We start from the raw sequence: 18,847 nt of genomic DNA, 5'->3' as shown, positions 1-18,847 counted from the left end.
CTAACACCTTCATTTCATACTGAGGATAGGAGAAAAATATGAATTTTAATCAAATTCCGATAATGAAAAATCCACTTAAAACGAGAGAAGATATTATGGAGGCAGTAAAACAACTTTGTCTGCCATTGGTTGATTTCTACTCAAACGGAAAATCTTTATTAGACGTTGGCAGAACGAGCGCCATCTCAAGAAACCAAGTCATCCAAATGGAAGGATTTTCACGTCCGTTATGGGGGCTGGTACCTTTTTGGAAGGGCGGCGGCACATGTCCAATATTAGAGGATGTGTACCTCGAAGGCATCCGAAACGGCTCCAATCCGGATCATGAAGAATATTGGGGACCCATTACTGATGTTGATCAGCGGATGGTAGAGATGGCTGCTCTCTCACTGGGGCTGATTCTCGTTCCGGATAAACTGTGGCATCCTTTAACAGATCAGGAAAAACAAAACTTGTATCAGTGGTTAAATCAAATAAATGAAAAACAGCCTGTCGATAATAATTGGCTTTTTTTTAGAGTCATGGTGAATACCGCGTTTGATACATTGGGGTTACCCTATGACCAAATACTTCAAGAGAAAACGTTAACGAGATTAGAAGAGTTCTACTTAGGAGTTGGCTGGTTTTCAGATGGCAATGCCCCGCAGGTTGATTACTATATTCCGTTTGGCTTTTATTTTTATGGGCTTATTTACGCAGAAGTCATGAAGGATAAGGATCCGGAACGTTCCAAGCGATTTAAAGACCGGGCAAAAGTTTTCGCGAAGGACTTTATTTATTGGTTTTCCGAGGATGGTTCATCGATCCCCTTTGGCAGAAGCCTAACCTATCGATTTGCCCAAGGGTCATTTTGGAGTGCGTGTGCATTTGCCGACCTGGAAGTCTATTCATGGGGTGTGATGAAAGGGATTATTCTGCGCCATTTACGATGGTGGCTAAGCAAGCCAATCTATCATTCTGATGGTATTTTAAGCATCGGATATGCTTATCCAAATTTAATTATGGCGGAAAAATATAATGCCCCCGGTTCACCCTATTGGGCGCTTAAAATCTTCCTGCTGCTTGCTTTGGACGAAAATCACCCGTTCTGGGCAGCCGAAGAGGAACCGCTGCCTGAACTGGAAAACACGAAAGGTTTGCTGCACCCGAACATGATCATTTCAAGGGATGGAGACCATGTGTATGCTTTGACCTCCGGACAGTATGCGTTATTCGAGCCTGCCCACACAGCGGAAAAGTATGCAAAGTTTGCCTATTCCACTGCCTTTGGATTCAGCGTGCCGAAAAGCAACTTTGACTTAATCCAAGGGGCGTTTGACTCGATGCTCGTCTTCAGTGAGGAAAATATGTATTATCGCGGCCGCAGAAAATGTGAAGAAGTAAGGATGGAGGATGCAGCCATTTTTTCACGCTGGAAGCCATGGAGTAATGTCGAGGTAGAGACTTGGCTAATTCCACTGGAGGGGTGGCATGTAAGAATTCATAAGGTTCAAACGGATAGAAAGCTTACAACAGCCGAAGGCGGGTTTGCGATTGCGCGTGAAAAGGAAGTCAGTCTGGACAATTTCCATCAGGAATTGGCTGCTGAGGATGGGATTGCTACCCTTTGCCCATGGGGGGTGAGCGGGATTATAAATTTATTTGGTGAACGGTCTTCTTCCTTGGTGCTGGCTGACCCAAATACAAATGTTCTTCATTCTTCTACATCGTTTATTCCAACTTTACACGGAGAAATTAGTCCCGGCACACATCTATATGCAACAGCTGTCACAGGACATAATGATTCAGAAAGAGGGAAAACGCTTTGGGCTCAGAAGCCTGGATTAGTTTTAAGAAATGACAATCTGGTTATTGTGACCCATGAAAATAAAGAAGTTTACGAGATTACGGGAATTATCCCGGCAACCGTTTGAGGAGGAGGGAATGTGATGATTAAGTTAATTGACAAATCTATTATCGATGAAGGAATTCAGCAAAAAGAGCGCTTTGCCAGCCGGCCGCTGTTTACAAAAGGGGATGCAGAAAAGGCGATTGGCCATATTTTAAACAAAATTGACCAAAAGCTACCGCGTTTTACTGAGCAATTTCCAGCCCCATGTACAACAAACCTTCGCTATGAAGCGACCGAAAATCTCGAATGGACACCGGGATTCTGGACAGGAATGCTTTGGCTTGCTTACGAAGTAACGGGTGATACAAAATACCGTGAAGTTGCGGAAGTTCAACTGGCCGGTTTTCGGGAAAGAATTGAAAAAAGAATCATGACCAATACCCATGACCTCGGCTTTTTATATACCCTCTCCTGCATGGCTGCCTATAAATTGACGGGAAATCAAGAAGCACGAGGGATTGCCTTGAAAGCAGCAGACCTCTTGCTCGAAAGATTTCATGAAAAGGCGGGAATTATTCAAGCATGGGGAGATTTGACCAATCCGAAGCAGCGGGGCCGAATGATTATCGATTGCAATATGAATCTGTCTTTACTTTATTGGGCTTCAGAAGAAACCGGCGATCCAAAATACAAACATGCTGCCTATCAGCATATTTTGCAGGCGTTTAACTATATTGTCCGCGATGATGCGTCTACTTACCATACGTTTTATATGAATCCGGAAACTGGCGAACCGATTAAGGGCGATACACACCAAGGATTTTCTGATGAATCCTGCTGGTCTCGGGGGCAGGCTTGGGGAATGTACGGCTTCCCATTGAGTTATCTCTATACAAAAGATGAACAGTTACTTTCAGTAAGTAAAAAATTAACTCATTATTTTCTCAATCGGCTGCCTGAAGATGATGTCTGCTACTGGGATTTGATTTTTACCGACGGAGAAGAGGAACGAGATAGTTCAGCCGCAGCAATCGCGGCATGTGGATTACTGGAAATGGTCAAACAGCTGCCGGTTTTAGATGAAGATCGCATGTACTATGAACATGCAGCACTAAAGATCATTTCTTCGTTATCGAAACAGTATGTTTCTAGTGAAGACGATGCAGAAGAAGGCGTATTGCTTCATAGTGTGTACAATAAAAATTTCAGCCACGGGGTCGATGAAAGTTGTATGTGGGGTGATTATTTTTATTTTGAGGCGCTTGTCAGATTGACAAAAAACTGGACGTTGTACTGGTAGTTTGAAAGGAATGGGTGGTTTTCATCATGGAATTAAACGGGGTAATGGGCAGGCTTTATAACGGAATGGACTGGATTACGAAGCTTGTATATGTACAATTTCTGTGGCTTCTCGGAAGTATAGCCGGTCTCGTTATCGGCGGGCTATTTCCGGCAACAATGGCGATGTTTGCGGTGCTTAGGAAGATGATCCAGCGAGAGGAGGAAATTTCCATTTTCCAGACGTTTTGGGTCACGTTTCGAAGGGAATTTTGGAAGGCGAACGCATTAGGCGGGATCATCACCTTGATAGGGTTTATCCTGTATTTTTACTTAGTTTTTCTAAAAGCGCATGAAGGGGCAGCTTTTGTGATTCTTTATATTCTCGTGCTATCAATCACTTTTGTTTTTCTCATCACGAACTTGTTCTTGGGCCCGGTTTTTGTTCATTATCAGCTGCGTTTCTTTCAATATCTGAAAATGTCTCTTTTGTTTTGCCTTTCCTGCCCGTTTCACGGGATTTCCATGATCGGCGGGCTTGTCGCATTTTATTTTTTAATGACATATGTACCAGGCCTGCTGCCATTCTTAAGTGTAAGTTTATTGGCATGGTTTTTGATGTTCATCGCGAACCTCGCCTTTGAAAAAGCAAAGCAGGAAGCAACTGCTGGGAAACTATCAATCTGAAAATATTCTTTAAAGGAATTGGTGATAGAAATACGAGGGAGGTTTGTTCAATGAGGAGACTAGGATTTAAGATGGTGTCCATTCTAGTAACCGTCTTGTTACTGGTACCAATGTTCACTGCTTTTGATGGAAAAGACGTTGCTGCCGCTGAAACAACAGATGAATACACCATGTTGCGTGAGAAGTGGAAAGGCTATTTAACTGGCGGATCCGGATTTGATCGTAATGATCCAGATATTTCTTCATTTGTAAAAGGAATAGACGCAAGGGTTACCAATGAAGAAGGCACTGGTGCTTGGGACACAATGGATCGTTCCGAAAACAGAAAATATTTATGGAGCGATTTGACAAGTACAACGGATTCAGCTGACGTATCTAACAATTATTACCGTTTAAAAGACATGGCACTTGCCTACTCCAGTGAAGGATCTAAGCTCTATCAAAACCAAGTGTTAAAACAAGACATTATTAGCGGCTTAGACTGGATGTATGCGAATCGATACAACGAAAAGAAGTCGGAGTATGGCAATTGGTGGAACTGGGAAATTGGGGCACCGATGACACTGAAAGATATTTTAGTAGTTATGTACGAAGATTTATCGGCTGATCAAATTGATAACTATACGAAAGCGATTGATCGATTTGTTCCGGATCCTACAAAACGGACAAATTATCCTAGTCTTAGAGAAACTGGTGCTAATAGAATGGACAAAGCACTTATTGTCATCATTCGCGGCATTGTTGGCAAGAGTAGCGAGAGAATTAGCACCGGAAGAGATGCATTGAGTCAAGTTTTCGAATATGTGACCGATGGAGACGGTTTTTATAAGGACGGCTCTTTCGTACAACATAATTACGTTCCATATAATGGAAGTTATGGGATTGTGTTGATGGATCATCTTGCGGATGTATTATATATATTGGCTGAATCAACGTGGAAGGTTACCGATCCTAACTTACAGAATGTGTATAACTGGGTGTTTGATTCCTTTGAACCTCTTATTTATAAAGGCGCGATGATGGACATGACAAGAGGAAGGGCGATCTCTAGAGAAGGGACACAAGATCATTCGGCGGGCCGATCTGTCATTATCCCGATTTTACAACTATCTGAAGCAGCTCCGCCTGATGTAGCGGTGAAAATCAAAAGCATGGTCAAGTATTGGATTGAATCAGATAAGACCTTTGATAATTATGTAGCGGGCTTGAACATTAACGATATGCTGCTCGTTAAAAGGGTAATGAAGGATTCTTCCATTACTCCTCGCGGTGAGTTGGTGAAACATCAAGTATTTGCAGCGATGGATCAGGTCGTACATAGAAGGCCGGGATTCGGTTTTGGAATGAGTATGTCCTCTAAACGAATTGCTAATTTCGAATATATTAATGGCGAGAATAAAAAGGGCTGGTATACCGGTGATGGTATGACTTATTTGTATAATAATGATTTAACTCAATTCAGCGATGGCTTCTGGCCGACAGTCGACATGTTTCGTCTTCCAGGCACAACAACTGACGGATCCCAAGGAACATTGAAAAACGATTATTACTACCTCAATTCAAAAACATGGGTTGGTGGCTCATCCATTGACGGGCTTTACGGAGCTACAGGTATGGAATTTGACTTGGAGAACAGCTCATTGACAGGAAAAAAATCGTGGTTCTCGTTCGATGATGAAATCGTGGCATTAGGTGCCGGCATTACAGGCAGCGATGATAAAAAGGCAGAAACCATCGTGGAAAATCGCAAGTTAAATGACAGCGGGAATAGTGCCTTAACGGTGAATAGGGAAACAAAATCGAATCAATTAGGTTGGTCGGAAACGATGGAAAAGGTGAATTGGGCTCATTTAAAGGGTGATGTACAAGGTGCCGACATTGGCTATTACTTCCCTGGAACTTCAACTGTATCTGGTTTGCGTGAAGCGAGAACCGGTTCTTGGAAAGACATCAATATAGGTGGTTCAGATAAGCAGATTACGAATAATTATATAAGTCTAGCTCTTGATCATGGTGTAAACCCAAATAACGCATCGTATTCATATGTAGTGTTGCCTAATAAAAGTTCAGGGGAAACGGAGCAGTATAGCCAGCATTCGGACATTGACATTGTAAGCAATACGAGTGATGTACAGGCGGTCAAAGAGAAAAAGCTTGGCTTAATTGGAGCTAATTTCTGGAACCCGGGGGAAGTTGATTTTATTCGATCTTATCAGCCAGCCTCCGTCATGGTGAAGGAAACTGGGGACGAACTAACATTATCTATATCCGATCCAACGCAAACACAAGATCAAATCACGCTTGAATTAGGCAAAATTGGATCGAAAGTGATGACGAAAGATGACTCAATTAAAGTAGTACAAACTTCTCCCTATATTAAGGTAGAAGTTGACGTAGCCAAGTCATTAGGAAAAACACATACGATTACGTTTAAGACAACAGCAAACGGAGGGAAACTCCCATCAGTCGCGAAGATTGACGTTGTCATGAAAGACAAGGTTTACAGGGGCGATCAGGTACCAGTAAAAATGAATATATCCAACAGTGGTAAACGGGTTTTGCCTGGGGGAGAGCTTGCGTTTAACGTACCAGAAGGATGGGTGATAGATTCAGCGAATCTTAATGTACCGGCGCTTCATCCAAACGAAACCTATACACTAGATGCAAAACTGATCATCCCCGAAGATGTTAAATACGATAATTACAAGATCAATGCCATATTATAAGCAGGAAATACAATCCAGAATGCCTCCAAAAGCATAGAAGTTATCCGTCAATACTTAAAGGTTACTCCGGTATCAGAGGCGCTTAAAGGCATTGTTGTAGAAGGGGAAGACTTTTCAGCCCAAGGGGGAGGTTCTGTTAATATCGTTACTAAGCCAGCGGCATCTGAGGGCAAGGCCATTAATTTATGGGATCATTCCGGTCATTGGCTCGAGTGGAAAGTTAGTGTACCGCGTTCAGGGAAATACAAAGTTGTCGTCCGATATAGTACAGACTCAACTACATCTAATCGTGATTTTTCAATTGAAGGAGGATCAGAGTTGTATTTTAATTTTCCTACAACGAAAGGGTGGAATAATTGGAGTGATGTGATGTTGACCGACATAAATGGAAATCCGCTTGAATTTAATCTAGAGAATGGTGAACATGTCTTCCATATGACAAACGTCTCCTCCCCTTTGAACATTGACTATATAAAACTAGTAGAAGTTAATTGATCGTTTCCCCTAAGTCTATCGGAAGTCGAGGTTATCCCTTCTGCTAAAAAACCGTAAAAGTGAAGGCTAAAGGCCCCTAGTTTAGTATCTTAGGGGTCTTAAATGCTAACTGGATCTATTCATTCTAATTCAAACCTTATCAAGAAAAAAGATGGACTAGCGAGATGATAAGTAAACGGAGGGAATGCAGTGCATGTAGTAAAATACGAAAATGCAGAAAGTGGTTGGAATGAGGCTTTGCCACTTGGAAATGGAAATTTTGGAGGAATGGTATTCTTCGAGGAACATAAGCTGACTATGGCCTTGAATCATTATGAGGTTTACTATAAGAAACTTCATCGTTACAGCGAAAAGTATAAAAGTGGCGAAGGACCTCATTTCGATAAAGTATTTGGCTTCACGTTTGATGAAATGAAACAAAGGGCAAAAGAAAGGCAACGAGATCCCGAGCAAGGCTCGTATTTTTTATACACCGATGCCTTATGGAACAGCGCTTTTTATAGAAGGTATGGGAAACCTGGAGGGGGGGCAACACATTATCCAACTGGTGAAATTCAGCTTGTACCACATGAGGAATTGTCTGACCCTGATCACTATTCTCTTCAGCTTAACGTGGAGAAGGCGTGCATCGATTTCCAGATTGAGAAAGAAAGCAACAAACTTGACGCACGTACGATCGTAACCCAAAACGAGGATTTTGTCGTCACCCAAATCAATCAGACGAATTCGACTTTATTGAAAGCTGTCGTTATGTCTATCCCGTCCAGAAGATATGCAAATATGACCATACACTATCACCAGTTGAACGACACAACCTTCTATTATACAGGCTCTTTCTATCCAGATGGTGAAGATAAAGAATACGGCCCGTTTAGCTTTCTCGTGATGATGAGGCTAATCGGAGCGAAGGGACATCCTGAGATTGCATCCAATGGTATGGACATCCATATACACGATGCTGAGAGGAAAGTCACCCTTATCACAACGGTTGTAACGGAAGAGGAAACAAAGGAGCTTTTGCAGACGGCCACACAAAGATTAGACAACGCTGTCCACTTTTTGACTGACAAAGTCACCCATCACAAGCAACATTGGGAAACCTTTTGGAAGAAATCTTCAATTACTTTGCCTGATAAAATGGTGGAGGATTTATGGTACGTTAATTTGTACGCGATTGCCTGCAGTAGTGGAAAAGGGGGAAGAATGTATGAGCAGGCATGCGGGTTAAACGGTTTGTGGGATATAAAACAACCGACGAAATGGGGCAGCATGTGGTATTGGGATGTTAACATTCAGGCCGCCTTTTGGCCGCTCTATACGGCAAATCACCTTGAGATTGCCGAAGCATTTAATGACGGTTTGTTGTCTTTCACATCTCTTGCTGAAAAAATGGCAACGCAGTTCCACGGGCTACAAGGATATGCGGGAGATTATCCGTTCCCCTTGTATTTAAGCACATGGCCTTGGTGTGCTCAGTTTTTATGGCATTATTACAAATTCAGCATGGACCAAGACTTTTTGAAAGAGAAAGCTTATCCGTTGTTTAAGCAAATTCTCACATTTTTCGAAGGTTATCTCCATATCGACAATGAAACAGGGCATTACGTCGTCCTTCCTGATATTTCACCAGAACAAGGTCCTGTAACGATGAATTCTACCATTACGCTTGCGACAGTCGGTTTTTTATTAAATATTTCAATCGAGGCAAATGTCATTCTGGGTGAAGAGGAAGCCGATCGTGAAAAATGGAGTGAACTACTAGCCCGATTAGCTCCTTATCCAATAGCCGTTTCGAAAAAATATGGCGAAATCATCAAAGATTCCGAGTGGGCACCTGCTGATTTGCATTTAAGGCACCCATCCGTCCTTATGCCGATTTATCCTATTGGAGAAATTAACAAACATAGCGAAGAACCTATAAGAAAAAGGGCGGAAAATACGCTGCGTTATGTACAGGAAAATACGGAGTTCGGTGTGTTTCAGTTTGGCTGGCTCTCGTGTGCCGCTTCAAGGCTTGGAAAAGGGAACACGGCGCTAAGACTGCTTTATGAGCAAGGCATCGATTTGTCATTACGGCCAAACGGGTTATTTTCCGAGGAAACGGAGAGGTGGATTAACTATTGTAATATTACAAATGAACCGCTGTACTATCCGCATATGATGGAAGCTTCTGGCGAAATGGTCGCCTCCGTTAACGAAATGCTGCTGCAAAGTTATAACGGAATTATCGATGTATTCCCGGCTGTTCCATCAGGTGAACCCGAAAATGAGCGTAAGGTCGGCCTTTACGATCACGAGGTCGAAAAGAATGTGCGGATGTACGAAAGATGGGAGGATTGTGAATTCCATGGCCTGCTTGCCGAAGGAGCCTTCGAAGTGAGTGCCGTTATGAAAAAGGGACGAACGACCTTTGTTAAAATCAAAAGCTTAATGGGAAACAGGTTCGTTATGCGAAATCCATATGAATCAGCCGAAAAGTTAACCGTCGCAAGTTTTGACAGGTCATCTTGGGAGAGTATGGAGCACGATCAGGACGGTGAATACATTTCTTTTTTTACCGAAAAAAATGGAGAGTATGCGATTTTTCCGCAAAGGGATGAAAGTACGAACCTAGATGTTCATCCAAATCGGCTTTTTGCTATAGATACGTTTCTTTCTCCTATTGAAAGAGGGAATGAAGGGACCGATCCACGAATGCATGAAGCCCATACGTCCCGAAGAGTTTTCTTAGGGAAAAATAAAGATACACATCATATGAAGATGCTGGATCATTTTACATTCGATTATTATTCCGGCAATTACCGAGAATCGCGAACCGCCGTTTACCGATTAGACTTTGGAACGGCTAAGAATCAACCGGTAAAAGATTATTCCAAAGCAATCCCAAGACAGCTTCATATGGGAGGTGGGATCGGTCAAGATTTCCGAAAAATATCGTCAGAAACGGTATTTACTTCGTATACAGGGTTTGGCTGGAAAAATTCAGACGATTTAATAGCGATTGATCGAAATGGGCCCGATGAGATTCGGAGGGATTTCGTTGGTGGCGAAACTGAAAAGGCATTTTTGCTTGAGCTTCCAAAAGGCAGGTACGATATGTTATTCGTGTCAGGAGACAACGATGCCCCATCTTACACTGAGGTAGAAATTGAAGGACAAAGCGTATGGAAACCGGAAAAGGCTTTGCGGGCAGGGGAGTTTGTTACAGAAATCTTGCCTATCATACAACGAAAAGACGGTTTTCTGAACATTCACTTTCGAAGTCAAAGGGGGTTGTCGTGGAAAATAAATCTACTAATCTTTAATAAAAACTACACCTACCTTTAACACTGTTGACATGGAAGATTACTTGAAAAGAATGGGAGTGGGAATAATGGAAACAGTTAGAATAGGGATCATTGGTGCTGGATTGCGGAGTGGAATTGCAAAGTATTGGCATAATCCCGGCGGAAAATCAGTGGTCGTAGGAGCTGCTGATGTTTCAGTGTCAAGGTTAAAAGAGTTTCAAGAAAAAATTAACGAACATGCATTTATAACGACAGATTATAACGAACTATTAGCGCGTAAGGATATTGATGCCGTTGCCATTCTATCACCGGACTATTTACATGAGGAACATGCCATTGCTGCCCTTCGAGCCGGAAAACACGTCTATTGTGAGAAGCCCCTTGCCATTACGGTAGAAGGCTGTGACCGGATCATTGAAGAATCCAAAAAGTCGGGAAAACACTTAATGGTTGGATTTAATATGCGCTATATGAGCATGTATCAAACGATGAAGGAAATTATCGATTCAGGGGTAATCGGTAATCTTAAGGCCGTTTGGGTTAGACACTTTGTGGGGTACGGCGGATATTTTTATTACCATGACTGGCATGGTGCTGCTAAAAACACCACTTCTCTACTATTACAAAAGGGTTCGCATGATCTCGATGTCATTCATTGGATTACCGGAAAATATTCGAAAAAAGTATCTGCATTTGGTGGACTCGACTTCTATGGCGGGGATAAACCAAATACCTTAACCTGTCCAACGTGTGAGGAAAAAGATACTTGTACTGAGGCAAGTCTTAAGATTTTGACCCAGTGTGCTTTCCGAGAGGAAATTGACGTAGAGGATAACAATATGTTGATTATGGAACTTGAAGGCGGAATTAAGGCATCCTACCTGCAATGTCATTTTACACCGGACTATTCAAGGAATTATACCTTTATCGGTACAAAAGGACGATTGGAAAACGACGATGTCAACAATAAAATTTATGTGAAAACACGAAAATCCAATACATGGAATGAATTCAGTGACATAACCTATGACATGAAAAAAGAACAGGGAAGTCACGGCGGTGCTGACCCAAAAATTTGCAATGATTTCATCGAGTTAGTTTTGCACAACAAGCAGCCCTTGACGACACCATTTGCTGGAAGAATGAGCGTAGCTGTCGGCTGTGCTGCAACAGAGTCAATTCGTTCAGGCGGTAAAGTGGTTGAGGTTAGCCTAGCTTCAACAGTAAGTCTATGTGAGTAACCCCTTGTTTGCGGGAGTTGGAAGCCCGTTTAAAAAGAATAACTTCATAGAAATAGATCAATCCTCCTAAGTCTTGTTTTTTAGGAGGATATTTGTTTTCTATTGTTGGATAGAAATCAAATATCCAATAATCACGTCCCTTTAGTTGTTGGGTTGACTGTACAAGTGAGGGTGTTATAATTTAGTTTAATAAGTATGATATGGAGGCATGGTTAAAAAATGGAACCATTGCAGCATGAAAGTTTAATTCCGTTATATCACCAATTAATGGAAAGATTAAAGGATTCGATTGAAAAAGGGTATTGGAAACCTGGTGATAAAATCCCATCGGAAAATCAGTTAATGGACCAATTTGGTGTGAGCCGAAACACGGCAAAAAAAGCGATTGAGGAGCTTGTACAGGCCGGAATCCTTTACCGCATCCAAGGAAAAGGAACCTACGTGGCAAAACCGAAATTGCAGCAGTCATTGATGGGCTTTTACAGTTTTAGCAAAGTATTAAAAGAAAAAGGATTGAATCCCAAGGATATCATCCTGAAGATTGAAGAAGTAAAGCCAATTGCAAAAATCCGAGAAGCGCTCCAGCTTGGAGAAGATGAGCATGTGATTGAAATGAAACGCCTACGCTGCGCCAACAATGAGCCGTTTATTTTGGAGTCATCTTTCATTCCGAAATATGTGGTTTCTGATATGGAGCAGCTCAAAAAAGTCGGCGAAGTATCCTTATATGATTTATTTGCACAACAATTTAATACGGTAGTAACTAGAGCAAAAGAGGCTTTTGAACCCGTTCTCATTCGTTCTGACGAAAGTGAGTATCTGCAAACGGAAGTAGGCCGTCCGGCACTGCTGCTAGAACGAACAGCTTTTGATGCGAATGGATTGCCGGTTGAGTTTTGTATCTCCATTGTCCGAGGAGATCGCTGTCGCTTTTACACTGAACTAACATAATACACTCGAATCACTCATAGCATATTCTCTATGAGTGATTCATTAATCTAACTTGTGCCTATTTTTGTAAGAGTTTCCAATATTTCCGCAATTTTCACTAGTTAATATATTGACACATTTAAACTGCAGACGTATAATCTAAATATTCTATATTTTTATTGATAATCACTAGAAAGTGTAATGGATTTACTTCCCCTCAACTTGTACCAATGACCTGTCAACCTGTTACTAAGGTAATCTTCTGCGATTCCACATTCTTAATATCCTTGGATATAGTTATTACAACAAATAAAAGGATATAGCTTACATAAAAGAGGAGATTTACTAATGGTTAAACTCAAAGATATAGCTGAATATGTTGGTGTGTCTATTTCTACTGTTTCAAGGGTCATCCAAAGTGACCCGACTCGAAATGTTAATTCGGAGACAAAAAGGAAAGTTTGGGATGCTGTAAAAGAATTAGGATATACGCCAAATCAAAATGCTAGAAATTTAGTTACAAACAATCAGCAAAAGAGTAGAAAGCGAACGATGAAAATAGGCTGGGTTGCTGACTATAAAATTATTGAAATGTACCCTTACTATGCCAGTATGCTTAATGGTGTTAGTGATTATTTGGATCATTCCGAATATACCTTAGTAAACATTAATAAAGAAGTACTTCAACATGATCCTCTGCTTCATAAAACTATACATGAATCCGGGATAGAAGGTCTTATATTATTCGATAAAATTGATGAAAGTATTTTAGAGTATGCTTTGGAATACATACCTATTGTAGGACTCGATTTTAGTTATACAAATAGAAAAATGAATATATCTTTAATAGATTTTGACCGTGAAGCGGCTGGGGTAATGGCTGTGGAGCATTTGATTCAACAGGGACATAAAAAGATTGGTTTCCTTGGCGGTGGTATTGGCGAACAATTTGAAAATTTACAAGAAGAAAGCCGATATAAAGGTTATCAAAGGGCAATGAACGACGCCGGCTTAATCATTCAGCCAGAATGGACAGGTAATACCAAATGGGCAATGGAAAATAGCTATGAATTTATGGCGGAACTGTTAAAGAAATGTTCCGATCATTTACCAACAGCGATGTTTTGTGCAAGTGACATGATGGCGATTCCAGCTATGAGGGCCGTATTCGAACACCATTTAAGAATCCCAGAGGATATTGCTTTTATAGGCTTAGATAATATTGAAATGTCTAAATACTCATCTCCTCCGCTTTCGACCATTGATATTCCTAAATATGAAATGGGGCAGTTGGCTGCTAAAACTGTAATTGAGAGGATTGAAGGGATAACAAGGTTATCCGTCAAGATTCTAGTTCCTTTTGAACTGGTAATTCGTGAATCATCAAAAATGAGAAAAGACTACTAATTTTTTTTGCACAAACGGAAAACGTTTGCAGGAAATATTGGAGAATTCAAGGGAAATAAAGAGAAATACAATGAAATAAGGGGTTTTGGGAGAAAAAGAAGATATTTTAGAGTTGATCAAGGAAAATGTTTGGAAAAACGCCGGAAAAATATTATGGAAAACTCAAGGGAGGTGGTTGATCAATTATTGTTTTAACATGATTTAAAAGTTTACTTGAATGAGAAAAGGAGTAATTATCATTATGGAAATAGTAAGATTAGGGATAATTGGTGCTGGACTTCGGGGTGGAATTGCAAAGTATTGGCATAACCCAGGCGGAAAATCAGTGGTTGTAGGTGTTGCCGATGTTTCTGAGGCCAGACTAAAAGCCTTTCAAGAAAAAATTAACGAACATGCCTTTGTTACGACCGATTATCATGAATTATTAGCGCGCAAAGATATTGAAGCAGTAGCAATTTTATCACCAGATTATTTACATGAAGAGCATGCTATCGCTGCACTAAGAGCCGGAAAACACGTCTATTGTGAAAAACCCCTTGCCATTACGGTCGAAGGCTGTGACCGGATCATTGAGGAATCGAAGAAAGCCGGGAAACACTTGATGGTTGGTTTCAATATGCGTTATATGAGTATGTACCAAACGATGAAAGAGATTATCGACTCTGGTGTCATCGGAGATCTTAAAGCCGTTTGGGTTCGGCACTTTGTGGGATACGGCGGTTATTTCTACTATCACGACTGGCATGGTACAGCTAAAAATACAACTTCGCTGCTATTACAAAAGGGTTCCCATGACCTTGACGTCATCCACTGGATTACTGGTAAATACACCAAAAAGGTTTCTGCATTTGGCAGCCTTGATTATTACGGCGGTGGTAAGCCAAATACCTTAACTTGCCCTGAATGTGAGATTAAAGATACGTGTCCTGAGGCGACTTTTAATTATTTTACTCAATGTGCTTTCAGGGAAGAAATTGATGTTGAGGATAACAATATGTTGATTATGGAGCTTGAAGGCGGAATTAAGGCCTCCTACCTGCAATGTCACTTCACACCGGATTATTCAAGAAATTATACCTTTATCGGAACAAAAGGGCGCTTAGAAAACGATGATGTCAACGATAAAATTTTCGTCAAAACACGGAAATCTAATAGTTGGCATGAATTTAGTGACATCACCTATGACATGAAGAAGGAAGAAGGAAGCCACGGCGGTGCTGATCCGAAAATTTGCAATGATTTTATCGAGTTGGTTTTACATAACAAACAGCCATTGACCACACCATTTGCAGGAAGAATGAGTGTAGCTGTAGGCTGTGCTGCGACAGAGTCAATTCGTTCTGGCGGTAAAGTAGTTGAAATTAGTTAATCAACTGTAAAGCAGTATGATAACTCCCGCTAAAGGAGGAGAAGATTTTGGAAAAAATTATTGATAACAAAATCGCTGTACAATCCAAAACCCTGCCAGCCGCATATGAAGAAGTTTCTCCGTCAAAGTGGGCAATGTTAAAGAAGTCATTTCGCAAAAATTGGGATCTCTATTTATTGATTTCCCCTGTCATTGCTTACTTTATTATCTTTCATTATGTGCCAATGTATGGAATCCAAATTGCATTTAAGGATTTTATTGCAACGAAGGGTATTTGGGGAAGTGAGTGGGTAGGACTCAAGCATTTTGAACGTTTTTTTGATAGTTATTATTTTTGGAGGCTCATTAAGAACACGTTAGGCATTGGTATCTATACACTTGCTGTTTCATTCCCAATCCCCATCATAATCGCGTTGATGCTTAACGAAGTAAGAAACGAAAAGTATAAAAAGTTTGTTCAAACAGTTATTTATGCACCACACTTTTTATCCACAGTCGTAGTGGTTGGGATGCTAATTTTGTTTCTAAAACCAGATGGAATCATTAATCAAACAATCACCTTATTCGGTGGAAATCCTGTTGACTTTATGACCGAACCGGGCTGGTTTAAATCCTTATATGTTTTCTCGGATGTTTGGCAAACTATGGGGTGGAGTTCCATCATTTATTTGGCAGCGCTTACAGCTGTTGATCATTCACAGCATGAGGCCGCAATGATTGACGGGGCTTCTAGGATTCAAAGAATTTGGCATATCAATATCCCCGCGATTATGCCGACAATCGTCATTTTATTTATATTAAATGCAGGTTCTGTTATGTCGGTAGGCTTTGAGAAAGTATTCTTAATGCAAAATACATTGAATATGTCCACATCAGATGTCATTTCCACCTTCGTTTATCGAAGCGGTATTTTAGAGGCTCAGTATAGCTTCTCGGCAGCTGTTGGTTTATTTAACTCCGTGATTAATTTCATCATGCTAATAATGGTGAATGCTATTGCTAAGAAAATCAATAATACAAGCCTATGGTAAGGGGTGAACCCGATTGCAAAATTCTAGATCTGATAAAATGTTTAACGTTGTGAATATCTTGCTGCTTTCTTTTATAACAGTACTCGTTTTATATCCGTTATATTTTGTTGTTAGTGCTTCCTTCAGTAATCCAACTTATATTTTGAAGGGAGAAATGTGGCTTTGGCCAAAGGGCTTCAATGTAGATTCCTATACAAAGGTTTTCGAAAATAAAGATATTGTTAATGGATTTATAAATACTCTGAAATATACAACGATTGGAACACTAATCAATCTCATCATGACGATTATGGCAGCTTATCCATTATCAAGAAAAGACTTTTATGGAAAAAATGTCATTATGGCTATTTTTGTCTTCACGATGTTTTTCGGGGGAGGATTAATTCCAACCTATTTACTAATTCGAGATCTAGGTATGATTGATACATTATGGGTCATGGTGATCCCAAATGCCGTTGCCGTTTGGAACATTATTATTATGCGTACTTTTTTTCAAACAACAATCCCTCTGGAATTGCAGGAATCTGCACAAATTGACGGGTGTGGGAATATACGAATTTTACTAAAAATCGTGCTCCCGCTTTCGATGCCTGTCATTGCTGTAATGATTTTATTTTATGCAGTGGGACATTGGAATTCCTATTTTCAGGCATTAATCTATCTTTCAGATAAAGAGAATTTTCCGCTTCAATTAATTTTGAGAGAGATATTAATTAGAGGCGAAATGGACGAAATGATTAAAGCAACTTCAGAAACATTTCTTAATCAGAAATTAAGTGTGGAAGGTTTAAAGTATGCTGTCTTGATTGTGGCGAACTTGCCAATGTTGATTCTGTATCCATTCTTGCAAAGATATTTTGTAAAGGGCTTTATGGTTGGTTCTATTAAAGGATAATAAGGGGGAGTTAAAATGAACAGAAAAAAGTATATTACTAGTTTAGTTACAGGTGCCTTGGCCGTTTCTGTTTTATTAAGCGGTTGTAAAGGCGGCAGCGAGGAGACGGCAACGAAGGAAAATAAGAAGAATGTTGAAAACATAAGTAAGACGGGTATGCCAATTGTAAAAGAGAAAATCGAACTTGATGGATTTGCAGCGAAGTTCTTTTCTTCACAGGATTGGGATAAGCTCATGCTTTGGCAGGAATATGAAAAAATGACCAATATTCATATTAACTGGGAAACAGTTTCTACGGATGCATTGGCAGAAAAGCGCAATCTAATGTTAGCAAGTGGGGAATACCCTGATTTGTTATTTGCGGCTGCCTTGCCTAAGACAGACCTTATTAAATATGGTCAGCAAGGTGTTTTCCTGCCACTGAATGATTTAATTGACAAATACGCTCCAAATCTTAAAAAGATCATGGAGGAAAATCCTCTTGTTAAGCAAGGGATTACGATGGCGGATGGAAACATTTATGGTTTTCCAACCTACTATGATCCTAACTTTAAAGGACTTACAATGGGAACTCCTTGGATTCAGAGTGAATGGTTAAAGAAATTAGGATTAGAAGAACCAAAAACGTGGGATGAACTTTACACTGTGTTGAAAAAGTTTAAAGAGGGAGACCCAAATGGCAACGGAAAGGCTGATGAAATTCCAGTAGGATCAGCCTATGGAATCAACCCTATTATCAATTGGCTTAAAGGATCAGTTGGGTTAAATAATCATGGTACATCGAATGGGCATATTGATTTAGATCCAAAAACCGAAAAGTTAAGATTCCAGCCAACATCTGAAGAATACAAACAGCTATTAACCTATGTAAATAAATTGTATACAGAAGGTTTAATTGATAAAGAAGTTTTCAGCACAGACTCCGAAAAGTTTAATGTAGTGGCACAAGAAGGGATCGTGGGAGTCCTCCCGGATATTGATCCTAAAGTTTGGCTGAATTTAGATGGGTATGTTGGTACTCCAGTTATCGAAGGTCCTAATGGGGACAGAATCAATACTGCCATTGGTTCACCATTAGGAAATGTTGGGATGTTTGTTCTTACAGATAAAAATAAAAATCCAGAAGCAACTGTTCGCTGGATTGACCATTTCTATGGCGATGAAGGAATAAAAATGTTCTTTATGGGATTCGAAGGTGTAACTTATACTGAGAAAGATGGTGAATTCCAATATACGGATGAAATCACTAAAAACCCTGATGGACTTAATCTTGACCAAGCAATTAGTAAATATTTGACATGGCCGGGCGGATATTATCCTGGTGTTGTTAAAGAGAAGTATTTCCAAGGTGCAGAGGGGTCAGATGGTTCTTTAGCAAATGCTGAGAAAGCGGAGCCACTTACTCTTAAACAGAGTGACATTTGGCCGAACTTTAATTTCACTGTCGACGAGTCAAGTGAGCTAGCTACACTTTCTACAGATATCAATACCTATGTAACGGAAATGACTGCTGGCTTCATTACAGGTAAGACGTCTATGAAAGAATGGGACAACTATGTGAAGACGTTGGAAAAAATGAACCTAGACCGTTATATGGAAATCTATGAAGCTGCATACAAAAGATATAAAAAATAACCGTTTATCGCTAATAGCATATTAGAATTCAATTT

At 40.4% G+C, this 18,847-nt stretch carries 13 protein-coding genes; all 13 read left to right on the top strand.

The window, feature by feature from the left end:
* Positions 1-38 precede the first annotated feature (38 nt).
* The 13 genes from QFZ31_RS17065 to QFZ31_RS17005 all read left to right on the top strand — a co-directional run bounded on the left by QFZ31_RS17065 (position 39) and on the right by QFZ31_RS17005 (position 18,812).
* Complete coding sequence (locus QFZ31_RS17065) at positions 39-1,913, top strand: DUF2264 domain-containing protein (RefSeq protein ID WP_307304875.1); 1,875 nt, start codon at positions 39-41, stop codon at positions 1,911-1,913.
* 15 nt (positions 1,914-1,928) lie between these two features.
* On the top strand, positions 1,929-3,131 hold the full coding sequence (locus QFZ31_RS17060) for a glycoside hydrolase family 88 protein (protein WP_307304873.1): 1,203 nt from the start codon (positions 1,929-1,931) through the stop codon (positions 3,129-3,131).
* 26 nt (positions 3,132-3,157) lie between these two features.
* Positions 3,158-3,796: a YesL family protein gene (locus QFZ31_RS17055; protein ID WP_307304870.1), complete on the top strand. Its 639-nt coding sequence runs from the start codon at positions 3,158-3,160 to the stop codon at positions 3,794-3,796.
* Positions 3,797-3,846: 50 nt separating this feature from the next.
* On the top strand, positions 3,847-6,522 hold the full coding sequence (locus tag QFZ31_RS17050) for a polysaccharide lyase family 8 super-sandwich domain-containing protein (protein ID WP_307304866.1): 2,676 nt from the start codon (positions 3,847-3,849) through the stop codon (positions 6,520-6,522).
* Between the two features lie 12 nt (positions 6,523-6,534).
* Positions 6,535-7,017 (top strand): carbohydrate-binding protein, encoded by a 483-nt coding sequence (locus tag QFZ31_RS17045; protein ID WP_307311621.1) that lies wholly within the window; start codon positions 6,535-6,537, stop codon positions 7,015-7,017.
* A gap of 189 nt (positions 7,018-7,206) precedes the next feature.
* Positions 7,207-10,344, top strand: a complete 3,138-nt coding sequence (locus tag QFZ31_RS17040; protein ID WP_307304864.1) for a glycosyl hydrolase family 95 catalytic domain-containing protein — start codon at positions 7,207-7,209, stop codon at positions 10,342-10,344.
* A gap of 46 nt (positions 10,345-10,390) precedes the next feature.
* Complete coding sequence (locus QFZ31_RS17035; RefSeq protein ID WP_307304860.1) at positions 10,391-11,545, top strand: Gfo/Idh/MocA family protein; 1,155 nt, start codon at positions 10,391-10,393, stop codon at positions 11,543-11,545.
* Positions 11,546-11,764: 219 nt separating this feature from the next.
* A complete protein-coding gene (locus QFZ31_RS17030; protein WP_307304857.1) occupies positions 11,765-12,496 on the top strand; it encodes a GntR family transcriptional regulator in 732 nt (243 codons plus the stop codon).
* A gap of 327 nt (positions 12,497-12,823) precedes the next feature.
* A complete protein-coding gene (locus QFZ31_RS17025) occupies positions 12,824-13,882 on the top strand; it encodes a LacI family DNA-binding transcriptional regulator (RefSeq protein ID WP_307304852.1) in 1,059 nt (352 codons plus the stop codon).
* A 241-nt stretch (positions 13,883-14,123) separates the two neighbouring features.
* A complete protein-coding gene (locus QFZ31_RS17020; RefSeq protein ID WP_307304848.1) occupies positions 14,124-15,251 on the top strand; it encodes a Gfo/Idh/MocA family protein in 1,128 nt (375 codons plus the stop codon).
* Between the two features lie 134 nt (positions 15,252-15,385).
* The gene (locus QFZ31_RS17015) at positions 15,386-16,282 is read left to right on the top strand and encodes an ABC transporter permease (RefSeq protein WP_307311618.1); all 897 of its coding nucleotides are present in this window, start codon (positions 15,386-15,388) and stop codon (positions 16,280-16,282) included.
* Positions 16,283-16,319: 37 nt separating this feature from the next.
* Entirely contained in the window at positions 16,320-17,177 is an 858-nt protein-coding gene (locus QFZ31_RS17010) for a carbohydrate ABC transporter permease (RefSeq protein WP_373459920.1), read from the top strand.
* 15 nt (positions 17,178-17,192) lie between these two features.
* A complete protein-coding gene (locus QFZ31_RS17005) occupies positions 17,193-18,812 on the top strand; it encodes an extracellular solute-binding protein (protein ID WP_307304842.1) in 1,620 nt (539 codons plus the stop codon).
* Positions 18,813-18,847 lie beyond the last annotated feature (35 nt).

Origin of the sequence: Neobacillus niacini (assembly GCF_030817595.1) — a bacterium.
Taxonomy (GTDB): domain Bacteria; phylum Bacillota; class Bacilli; order Bacillales; family Cytobacillaceae; genus Neobacillus; species Neobacillus niacini_G.
Note: the sequence above shows the minus strand (reverse complement) of the source record. Positions and strands in the feature narration are given on the sequence as shown.